At 41.5% G+C, this 9,909-nt stretch carries 10 protein-coding genes; 5 read left to right on the top strand and 5 right to left on the bottom strand.

What is annotated here, in order from left to right; translation table 11 throughout:
• Positions 1–184 precede the first annotated feature (184 nt).
• Positions 185–352: a hemin uptake protein HemP gene (hemP, locus tag MOB01S_RS12145; RefSeq protein WP_084349652.1), complete on the bottom strand. Its 168-nt coding sequence runs from the start codon at positions 350–352 to the stop codon at positions 185–187.
• Positions 353–590: 238 nt separating this feature from the next.
• Here hemP and MOB01S_RS07020 point away from each other — a divergent pair, with 238 nt between their 5' ends.
• The 3 genes from MOB01S_RS07020 (at position 591) to MOB01S_RS07010 (ending at position 4,021) form a co-directional block, all read left to right on the top strand.
• Positions 591–1,562 carry an NUDIX domain-containing protein gene (locus tag MOB01S_RS07020; protein WP_169798129.1) on the top strand — a complete coding sequence of 324 codons (972 nt, stop codon included), beginning with the start codon at positions 591–593 and terminating at the stop codon, positions 1,560–1,562.
• Positions 1,563–1,686: 124 nt separating this feature from the next.
• A complete protein-coding gene (locus tag MOB01S_RS07015; protein WP_066803051.1) occupies positions 1,687–2,613 on the top strand; it encodes a glycosyltransferase family 2 protein in 927 nt (308 codons plus the stop codon).
• A 70-nt stretch (positions 2,614–2,683) separates the two neighbouring features.
• Complete coding sequence (locus tag MOB01S_RS07010; RefSeq protein WP_066803048.1) at positions 2,684–4,021, top strand: glyceraldehyde-3-phosphate dehydrogenase; 1,338 nt, start codon at positions 2,684–2,686, stop codon at positions 4,019–4,021.
• Positions 4,022–4,068: 47 nt separating this feature from the next.
• On the opposite strand, the gene folE is transcribed toward MOB01S_RS07010, so the two are convergent.
• Complete coding sequence (gene folE / locus MOB01S_RS07005) at positions 4,069–4,665, bottom strand: GTP cyclohydrolase I FolE (RefSeq protein ID WP_066803045.1); 597 nt, start codon at positions 4,663–4,665, stop codon at positions 4,069–4,071.
• Between the two features lie 162 nt (positions 4,666–4,827).
• Here folE and MOB01S_RS07000 point away from each other — a divergent pair, with 162 nt between their 5' ends.
• Positions 4,828–5,649: an enoyl-ACP reductase FabI gene (locus tag MOB01S_RS07000; RefSeq protein WP_066803043.1), complete on the top strand. Its 822-nt coding sequence runs from the start codon at positions 4,828–4,830 to the stop codon at positions 5,647–5,649.
• Positions 5,650–5,756: 107 nt separating this feature from the next.
• Positions 5,757–6,479 carry a YoaK family protein gene (locus MOB01S_RS06995; RefSeq protein ID WP_066803040.1) on the top strand — a complete coding sequence of 241 codons (723 nt, stop codon included), beginning with the start codon at positions 5,757–5,759 and terminating at the stop codon, positions 6,477–6,479.
• Here the strand turns inward: MOB01S_RS06995 and MOB01S_RS06990 are convergent.
• The 3 genes from MOB01S_RS06990 to lipB form a co-directional block, all read right to left on the bottom strand.
• Positions 6,474–8,270, bottom strand: coding sequence for a Na/Pi cotransporter family protein (locus tag MOB01S_RS06990; RefSeq protein WP_066803038.1), 1,797 nt, complete (start codon positions 8,268–8,270; stop codon positions 6,474–6,476). The genes MOB01S_RS06995 and MOB01S_RS06990 overlap by 6 nt on opposite strands.
• Positions 8,271–8,380: 110 nt before the next feature.
• Complete coding sequence (locus tag MOB01S_RS06985) at positions 8,381–8,914, bottom strand: inorganic diphosphatase (protein WP_066803036.1); 534 nt, start codon at positions 8,912–8,914, stop codon at positions 8,381–8,383.
• 49 nt (positions 8,915–8,963) lie between these two features.
• Positions 8,964–9,683: a lipoyl(octanoyl) transferase LipB gene (gene lipB, locus MOB01S_RS06980; protein WP_066803034.1), complete on the bottom strand. Its 720-nt coding sequence runs from the start codon at positions 9,681–9,683 to the stop codon at positions 8,964–8,966.
• Positions 9,684–9,909 lie beyond the last annotated feature (226 nt).

Here is a 9,909-nt window from a genome sequence, read left to right as displayed (position 1 = left end):
GCTCCAAAGCCCAGTTGTGGGGTTTTTTTATGGTTTGACTTTTCTTGCCACGAATAAAAACTGATGTGATGTATTTTGGGTTTGATTGGTCATATATCCAAAAATTTTTTTTTGGTATGATGTACGACATTTACCAAAACAAAAAGCACCTAAACAGGTGCTTTTTGGTTGGGGTGGTCATCAACTATTTCGTCAAAATGAGACGATTATTGCGGGTTAAACGTAAACGATATTCCTCACCTTGATGCTCAATACGAACTTCCTTGGTCAGAGCAAACAAGTTTTGAGAGTGTAGTGTAGGCAAGCGAGTGGCCTCACGGTTACTAAAATAACGAGCGATAGTTGTAGTCATGGCGATATTCCTTCTAGGTGGGTTGCGGGTATTTTCCCGAGCCACAATGGCTAAACTTAAACATAAATACTAAGTTTCATTCTCAGTATTGAATGATATTTGATTTTAAATGGTATCAATTATCATTTGATGTTATGATAACAGAAAATTTTAAGATTGCAAATATAAATTGTAAAATTTGACAAAATTCACCATTTTTTAGATAAAAGGTATGTATATGGGTATAAAAGGTAATCATGTGAACACAGTCATTCCTGTGGCAGTGGCAGTTCTTCGCTATGGCGAACTTTTGTTGTTGGCGACACGGCTAGACCACCAGCATCAGGGCGGTAAATTAGAATTTGTGGGTGGCAAGATTGAGCAAGGCGAAACCCCCAATCATGCCCTAATCCGAGAAGTAAACGAGGAGCTTGGGCTTGACATCAAAGATAATGTCATGACGAAACTTGGTAGGATTAATCATGATTATGGCGATAAAATCGTGCAGTTATTCGTGTACCAAATCTGGCTTACTGATGAGCAATACCTTGATTTTAAGGATAAAAACATGGGTAATGACGGTCAGCATATCGGTTTTTATGAAAAAGAGATTTTAAACCAAACAGAGCGTTTTCCCACTGCCAATGCCCCCATTCTAAACTGGCTTGCCCTGCCATCTGCCATTGTTATCAGTCATGCGTTGAGCGTATTTAAAAAACAAACCGACTGGTTGGATTGTTACTTATCTTTATCCAAAGATTGTACTCTCATTGTGCGTACACAAGCAGACCATCAAATCAATGCTGAGCTTATCAATGCCTTATCATCGCAAAGAGGGGATTTAAGGTTGATTGTACCCTTGCAGGACATCACTAACAGTCCTAACATCATGGCGGTGCGACTAACGCAAAATGAACTTATGGAGCTAGATTTGTCATCTGATGAGCTACCAAAACTACCTATCATTATCAGTTGTCATGATGTGATTAGCATTCAAAAAGCCAACTTACTGGCAAATACTCACCCTGTCATGGCGATATTGCTATCCCCTGTCAAAGCCACCGCCACACACCCAGATACTCCCCATTTGGGTTGGGAGAATTTTGCCAAACTTGCACAATTCTCAGACGTACCTGTCATTGCATTGGGTGGGCTTAGCCCATCTGATATAGAGATGGCATACCAACATGGGGCAGTAGCAGTGGCAGGGATACGGGGTTTTATAAAATAAATTTTATTATTTTAAAATAAAATACTACCATTTTATAATTAAATAATAGTTGCCAAGCCAACTTTTTTGTTCTAAAATCTCAAAAATTTTGGAATATACTTGATATAATCGTTGTGGGGCGAATATGAGATTGGCGGTGATATTGCCTATATATAATGCACAACAATATTTGGCAACCTGTTTGGATTCATTACTTAGTCAAACATTTGAAGATTTTTGTATTTTGGCGGTTAATGATGCTTCTAGCGATAATTCTGGGCAGATTTTAGAGGATTATGCCAAAAAAGACCAACGATTGCGAGCATATCATTTTGATAACAATCAAGGCGAACCAATTGCCACCCAGTTTGCCATACAATTAACCAACATGATGAAAGTTGATTATGTGGCACGCATGGATGCTGATGATGTTTGTTTGCCTCATCGTTTTGAAAAACAAATTGAATATTTGGATAAACATACCAATATTGATGTATTGGGTTCAAATATGTATTGCTTTACTGATGGGCAAACTGATGAAGGGTATCATACCGACATTCCATTGGTAGATGAAGATATTAAAGTCAACCTCTCACGAGCGGTTGCTAATATTCTAAACCCAACTGCCATGTATCGACAAAGTCGCATAAAATCACTAAATATTCATTATAATCAACAACCAACCGCTTGTGATTATGGTTTTTGGGTAAATTGTGCAATTGGTGGAGCAACTTTTGCTAATTTATCAGAATCTCTTGTATTATATCGTTTACACCCACAACAAACAAGCAATAAAGTTGCATGGATAAAACAATCATCTTTGTTATTTTTAGAAAAATACATGACAGCATTATTTCCCAATTTATCCAAAGATGAAATTCATGGACTGTCAATCATTAACAATGGCAATGGTGAAATTCACCTAAATAAAAACCAAGTCGAATACGCTATTTTGGCTTATGAAAAAATAAAAGATACCAATCAAAGCGTATTGGGTGAAAATAGAGTATTGTTATTAGAGCGTTTGTCTCAAAAAATTCAAACATTAAAAGAAGTGGTCAATCAACATTGATTAAATTTGAGTTAGTTTTATTACATGTTGAGTAGTAACTGTTATTTGTTTAACCTAAAAGGAAAAAGTTATGAGTATCTATCAAACCCACCTTGCCAAACGACAAGCAAACGAACAAACCGCCACCCAATTGCTTGTTGCCCTTGCCAAATTAACCGCCCAAAATGTAACGGTGCTGTTTTTTGGTGAAAAAGTTGCCTTGTCGGTATCGGATATTTTGGCAAAGCACGACAAGGCAGGGATTGATGTGGCTGATAGCTTGGCATTGGCAGATGGACTAGATATTGCCAATACGACATTGGACTTGGGTCAGGCAATCAAGGCAGGCAAAAAGGCAAGCGACTTTGTCAGCGGTCAAGAAATCCCTGCTACCGATGTGGTATTGTATGGTTTTGGGCGTATCGGACGGATTTTGGCACGCCTGTTGATGAGTCGCCCTGCTTCTGATAAGGGCTTGCAATTAAAGGCGATTGTGGTGCGTCCTGCTGGCGATGGCGACCTTGATAAGCGTGGTTCGCTCTTGGAGCGAGACAGCGTACACGGCTGGTTTGATGGGGCGGTACAGATTGACAATGACAATGGTGGGATTGTGGTCAATGGGCGTTTTATTAAATTTATTTATGCTTCCGACCCATCAGAGATTGACTATACTGCCTATGGCATTGACAATGCTATTGTGATTGATAATACAGGCAAATGGAAAGATGAAGCTGGTCTTTCCAAGCATTTGGCAAGCAAAGGCGTTAAAAAAGTCTTGCTGACCGCCCCTGCCAAAGGCGAAATTAAAAATGTCGTCTATGGTGTAAACCACGATACCATTGGCAATGATAGCATTGTTTCGGCAGCAAGCTGTACTACCAATGCCATTACGCCAGCACTTAAAGTCCTACACGATACCTATGGCATCATAAACGGTCATATGGAAACCGTACACGCCTTTACCAATGACCAAAACTTGGTGGACAATCATCACAAATCCGACCGCCGTGGACGGGCTGCCCCCCTAAATATGGTAATGACTTCTACAGGGGCGGCTTCTGCGGTATCAAAAGCCATTCCAGAACTTAAAGGCAAATTGACAGGCAATGCCATTCGGGTGCCAACGCCCAATGTTTCGCTTGCGATTTTGAATTTGAACTTTGAAAAGGCGGTGGGGTCAAAAGATGAGCTAAATGCCTTTATGAAGAGTAAGTCAGAAAGCCTTGAATGGCAAGAGCAAATTGACTATTCAGACAGTCCTGAAGCCGTTTCTACCGATTTTGTGGGGTCGCAAAAAGTGGCGATTTTTGATGCTAAGGCAACAATTGCACAAGACAGTCGTGCAACTTTGTATATTTGGTATGATAATGAAATGGGCTATAGCACGCAAGTGATTCGTGTGGCAGAAACGATGGCAACAAATGGCTAGTACCAACACTCAAAAAAACCGAACGATATGTTCGGTTTTTTTGTTTATTAGCCAAAAGCAGGCATTCGTTTTGGAATGGCACTTAAAAATTCTTGACGGGCATGATTATCATCGCTTAGTTTGCCAAGCGTACTCATCGTACGGGTGGTGGATTGTTGTTTGCCCACACCACGCATCATCATGCACATATGGCTTGCGTCCATGACCACCGCCACACCATGGCAATCGGTCAGCTCTTGAATGGCAAGGGCGATTTGTTTGGTGAGGTTTTCTTGGATTTGTAGTCGGCGGGCGTACATATCCACAATGCGTGCGACTTTGGAGAGTCCTAGTACTTTGCCATTGGGTAAATATCCTACATGAGCCACCCCATAAAAAGGAAGCATGTGATGCTCGCACAGTGAATAAAACTCAATGTTTTGCACAAGTACCAACTCAGGGTTGTCTGATTCAAATACTGCATCATTGGCGACAACTTCTAGGCTTTGGTGATAGCCTTGTGTCAGATAACTAAATGCCTTTGATGCACGCATGGGAGTATCTAATAGACCGTCTCGGTTGAGATCTTCGCCACAACCTTCGATGATTTTGGCATAGTGGCTGGCAAGGGCTTCGTGGTCAGGAACAAAAGTATAATTTGACATAACAATCACAATCGCAAATAAATGTATAGCTTAACGCAATTTTGGATTTTATCAAGTGGATTTTGGTAGTTTTTAAAGTTTACAAATGTATTTTTGCGTAGGCATTTACCAAAAAACATGATATAATCCACGTTGCTTGATATATTTTAAAAAGGTTTATTTATGTTGTTACAAGGTCAACGATTTTTGGTTACAGGCATTGCCAGTAAGCTCTCAATTGCGTGGGCGATTGCCGAATGTTTGCACCGTGAGGGGGCAGAGCTGATTTTGACTTATCCTAATGACAAGATTAAAAAACGTGTTGAAATGGCAGGCGAAGCCTTTAATGCTACCGCCATCATTGAGTGTGATGTTGGTTCTGATGAGTCTATTCAGGCGTGTTTTGATAAGGTGTCTGAATTTTGGGGGCAGGGCGATGAGGCAGGGCTAAACGGCATTGTCCATGCCATTGGCTTTGCACCTGCTGACCAACTTGATGGTGATTTTACCAGTGCAACCACCCGTGAAGGTTCTGCCATCGCTCATGACATCAGCTCTTATAGTTTTGTGGCATTGGCAAAGGCAGGGCGTGAGCTACTTGCCAAACGTCAAGGGTCGCTACTGACTTTGACTTATGAAGGCAGTATTTCGGTATTGCCAAATTACAATGTCATGGGCATGGCAAAAGCAAGCCTAGAAGCGTCCGTGCGTTATTTGGCAAGCTCTTTGGGTAAAGATGGTATTCGTGTCAATGCCATCAGTGCAGGTCCAATCCGTACGCTTGCTGCCAGTGGCATCAAATCATTTCGCCGTATGTTGGACGTGAGCGAAAAAATCGCCCCTCTACAACGCAACGTCAGCCAAATGGAAGTGGGTAATGCCAGTTTGTTCTTGTTGTCTCCTTGGGCAAGTGGAATTACAGGTGAGATTTTGTTTGTGGATGCAGGTTTTAACACGGTTGCTATTAGTGAGCAAATCATGGCAATGGCAGGCGATGACGAATGATGTGTTAAATGTAAAATTTTGTAACATTTTAAAAACACTTGGCTTGCCCCAAGTGTTTTCGTTTTTTGTTAAACTACTGGTAAATTAAATGATTTATTTTTTTTACCATGCAAGATAAAATTCCCACATGGGTACTGTTTGGGGCAGTGGTGTTGGCGTTTAGTGCTGGTATTTTAAACACTACTGCACTCATGGGCTTTACCCATGTTTCAGCATCTCACGTTACAGGTAACATCAGTCAGGTGGCTGTGTCGGTATTTAATGGCAATTGGGTTAATCTAAAACTTTTTGTTATCTCAATTGGTTCGTTTTGGCTTGGCTCGGTGCTAAGTGGGGCGATTATCGGTGCAAGTGAACTTCATATTCGCCGTAACTATGGCTATGCGATGTACTTGGAATTTTTGCTCCTTTGTGGGTCGCTTGGACTGTATTTGCATGACAATGAATATGGGCAAATGCTGATTGCAATGGCGTGTGGACTGCAAAACTCAATGGTGGCAACTTATCATGGAGCGGTGGTGCGTACCACGCATTTGACGGGGGTTACGTCTGATTTGGGGGCGACTGTTGGTAATTGGCTTGTCGGTCGCAAGGTCAGCATGAGTAAGATTATTTTACACAGTGGGTTGTGGTGGGGATTTTTTATTGGTGGTTTTGTGGCAGTATGGCTTTATGCCAAAGTGGGTTATTTGTCCATGTTGCTTCCTATGTCGGTGATTTTGTTTTCGGCAATTACTTATCAGCATATGGAACGCTGGTACACCAAGTCCCAGCGTCTTTTGATGCTTAAATTAAAAAGAAACAAACACAACAAAAACAAATACTTATGACTTTTGCATGAGCTGTGATTCAAATTGCAAAATCTCCCCAAGCCCTAAATTGATGCGGTGAATGTAGTTGATGTCGTTAAGCAAAGAGGCGGTTTGTAGTCCGCTGATTTTGCCTTGATGGAGTTTTTCTAAAATTGCACTGCTTAATGTGTTATTGAGCGTTTCGGCATTGTCAATAAATTCATTTTGGCGTACAATCCGCTCCTCATTGTCAATGGGCAATTCGTGAATGTGCAAAAACGCAAGCAAAATCTCAAACAAATGCTCACGCAAATGTAGATATTCGCCATGAATGGCGTTGTTGGATTGGCTTAAAAACTGTTGCATATTTTTTTGCAAGTGCTTGCTTTCTTTGATAATTTCTACAATATGAAAAGCGCGCAGTTGGGCAAGTGTCAGTTTTTGGTGCAACACCATATTATCATCAATATCAAGACGACTACCAAAATCCAAAATCGCCCCATAAAGCGGTTTGATTTGCCATGAGTATAATGTCTGCACATCAAGTTCAAGTGGTGATTCAGGTTTTGGTAAATTGCCTGTCATACGCCGTAATTCGTCATTGGGGACATAGATGGCATGGCAAATCACTTCTAGCCCAAGTGTGGTTAGGCGGTGTGTTTCTTGGTTGATGGCGTGCATGGCGGTATCGGCAGACAGCAACAAGTTGCTTTGTAGGTATTTGGGCTGAACAGGTTCACTATTATCTGGCAAAGTCTGGGGGCTATGGGTGTATTGGGGAAGCCATTTGGTGAGTTTGTTGGCAAATTGTTCTTTTTTGCCCCAAAAAATCGCCACACCAAGCAAGTTAAATAATGTATGAAATAGTGCCAATTTGAGCAAATCCGACTCAATCCCAAACAAATCTGCCACCCATGCTGTACCATAAGTTAAAGGCATCCATAAAATAATGGACAAAATCGCCGTAACAACATTGAAAATCAGGTGTGCCAATGCCAATCTTTGTCCGTTTTTTTCGCTACCAATCATACCAACAAGAGCAGTAGTGACACTACTGCCCAAGTTTGAACCTACGGCAATGGCAAAACCCTGTACGACACTGATTTGTCCTGCTGATAGGGCGGACAAAGTCAAAATAAGTGTGGCGTGTGATGATTGTAAAACACAAGTAAGTAAAAATCCCACCACAACAAACATCAGTACTTGCCCAAAGCCGTGTACATTGATTTGGCTAAATGAAATGTCGTTTGCTCCAGAAAAACCTTCTTTGATGGCATCAATACCCAAAAAAATGAGTGAAATGCCAATGAGTGCTTGCCCAACTGCTTTTAGGCGTTTGTCCATAAAGCCCATCAACACCCCAAAGACGAGCATGGGTAGGGCAAAGGTATTTAGGCTAATACTCTGACCCATCAAAGCCAATAGCCAAATACCGCTTGTTGCCCCCAAATTTGTCCCAAAGATGATGGATAAACCCCCTGCAAGGCTAATCATACCTGTGCTCAAAAAAGCGATGGTAAGTAGTGAGACCAATGTGCTAGATTGTAGTACAAAGGTCGCTCCCACACCAAACGCAAAGCCTTTGGCAGGGCTTGATGTGGTTTTTGCCATGATTCGTTCAAGTGTGCCACCTGTGGCTTGGTGTAGTCCTGTTTCTATGCACTGCATACCAAACAAAAATAGTGCCAATCCATAGCACAACATGAGCCATGCGGTGCTAAACCAAAAAGAGTAACCAAGCACACCAAGCACAGACAAAATAAGTGCATAACGAATGTGGGGATTTTTCCAAAGAGAGGCAATGAGTGAGAGTGGATTTTTGGTTTTCATGGTAAAAAGACGATGGGTAAAAAAGTCATTTTACAAAAATTCCCCAAAAAAACAAGGGGCTTAAAATATAAGTACAAAAAACCGCCCAGTCGGACGGTTTTGGTGATTGATTAGGCTTGCTCTGTCCAGCGTTTTTGGCTTTCTTTGATGACCTTTTTGGCCTCATCAATGCCAAAGAAACCTTCCACGACGGTTGTGCCAGCTTTTTTCAAATCTTTGTAGTGATTAAAATGAAATTCTAGCTGTTTGATAAGTTGTTTTGGTAAATCGTCAAGGCTTTGATAAGCATCGCCATTGTTGCGGTCATCGGCTGGCACAACAACGATTTTGTCGTCCACTTCGCCATCGTCCACAAACTTCATCACGCCAATCACACGAGCTTCTAGGTAAATGCCAGTGGTCAAAGGCTGTTCGGTAATGATAAGCGCGTCCAATTCATCGCCATCTTCGTCCAAAGTTTGGGGAATAAAGCCATAGTTACAAGGCTTGGCAAAGGCGATGGGTTCAACACGGTCAAGTTTGAAACAGGCGTTTTTTCTGTCCCATTCAATCTTGTGGTTTGAACCTGTGGGGATTTCTACCACGACATTGATGATGCCAGCGTCCACATCGCCTGCGTCTAGGATTTGGTTAAAGTCTGCCATAAAGATTCCTAAGTCAAAAACACTATTGTATTAAAATTGGCATAAATAATCAATCAAATTTACGCAAGGCAATTGTCCCATTTCGTCTTTTAACCAAATTATCGGTGAGTTTTAATATAAATTCATCGCTATCAAATTCACAAAACTGGGCAAGTTTGACCATCGTCATACCTGCATAGCCACACGGATTGATGGCATTAAAGGCGATCAAATCATTGATAAGGTTAATGGCAATGCCGTGATAGCTGTGGCTGTGCTTGATTTTAAAGCCCAAACTTGCAATTTTGCCAAGCATATCGCCATCGGTATTATAAACATACACCCCGGGGGCTTCTTTTCGTGCTTTGGCGGTTAGACCGTTTGGTAAATAGGCGTTTACCACATCTTCAATCGCTTGCTCGGCGTGGCTCACCAAATCTCTGACGCCCCAACAGAGGGCATTTAAATCCCACAAAAAGTATGCCGTCAATTGACCTGTGCCGTGCCAAGTTACCTGTCCGCCTCTATCGGTTTGAATGATGGGTGTGCCTGTGTCGTACAAAATATGCTCTTTTTTGCCTGCTTGCCCAAGCGTATAAACATCGCTATGCTCCACCAGCCAAAGCTCATCAGGCAAAGGGTTGCCTGCTTTTTTTTGGTCAATTTTTTGCAAAGTTTTGTCAAACATTGCTGTGTGTGTGGTGGTATAGTCGGCATTGGGCAAAGTTTTGATGATAAGGTTGTCAAAGGGGGGTAGGGATAGGGTGTGTAGGGTTAGGTTGTTTGACATTGAAAATCTCACTTTTTTGGCGTTATTATAACATAAGTTAAGTTTGGTAAGGTGCGATTCATTGGTAAAGATTAAATAAGACTCTAGACTAGCAATCCAACCTATGCTAGACTAGAGCCTTGAGTAAATTACATTTACCCCCACAAGTCCATAACAAAGTATTTGCTTATATTTGGGGCAATGGGTAAAAGTTTCGTTCGTTGTTAAGTTGATTTATGATAAAATT

It is taken from the genome of Moraxella oblonga NBRC 102422 (assembly GCF_001598275.1).
In the GTDB taxonomy this organism is placed as follows: domain Bacteria; phylum Pseudomonadota; class Gammaproteobacteria; order Pseudomonadales; family Moraxellaceae; genus Moraxella; species Moraxella oblonga.
Note: the sequence above shows the minus strand (reverse complement) of the source record. Positions and strands in the feature narration are given on the sequence as shown.

Coding starts and splice junctions, on each gene's coding strand:
- lipB (WP_066803034.1), bottom strand. CDS start 9,683: ATGTCAAACAACCTAACCCTACACACCCTATCCCTACCCCCCTTTGAC.
- MOB01S_RS06990 (WP_066803038.1), bottom strand. CDS start 8,270: ATGAAAACCAAAAATCCACTCTCACTCATTGCCTCTCTTTGGAAAAAT.
- MOB01S_RS07010 (WP_066803048.1), top strand. CDS start 2,684: ATGAGTATCTATCAAACCCACCTTGCCAAACGACAAGCAAACGAACAA.
- hemP (WP_084349652.1), bottom strand. CDS start 352: ATGACTACAACTATCGCTCGTTATTTTAGTAACCGTGAGGCCACTCGC.
- folE (WP_066803045.1), bottom strand. CDS start 4,665: ATGTCAAATTATACTTTTGTTCCTGACCACGAAGCCCTTGCCAGCCAC.
- MOB01S_RS07015 (WP_066803051.1), top strand. CDS start 1,687: ATGAGATTGGCGGTGATATTGCCTATATATAATGCACAACAATATTTG.
- MOB01S_RS06985 (WP_066803036.1), bottom strand. CDS start 8,914: ATGGCAGACTTTAACCAAATCCTAGACGCAGGCGATGTGGACGCTGGC.
- MOB01S_RS06995 (WP_066803040.1), top strand. CDS start 5,757: ATGCAAGATAAAATTCCCACATGGGTACTGTTTGGGGCAGTGGTGTTG.
- MOB01S_RS07000 (WP_066803043.1), top strand. CDS start 4,828: ATGTTGTTACAAGGTCAACGATTTTTGGTTACAGGCATTGCCAGTAAG.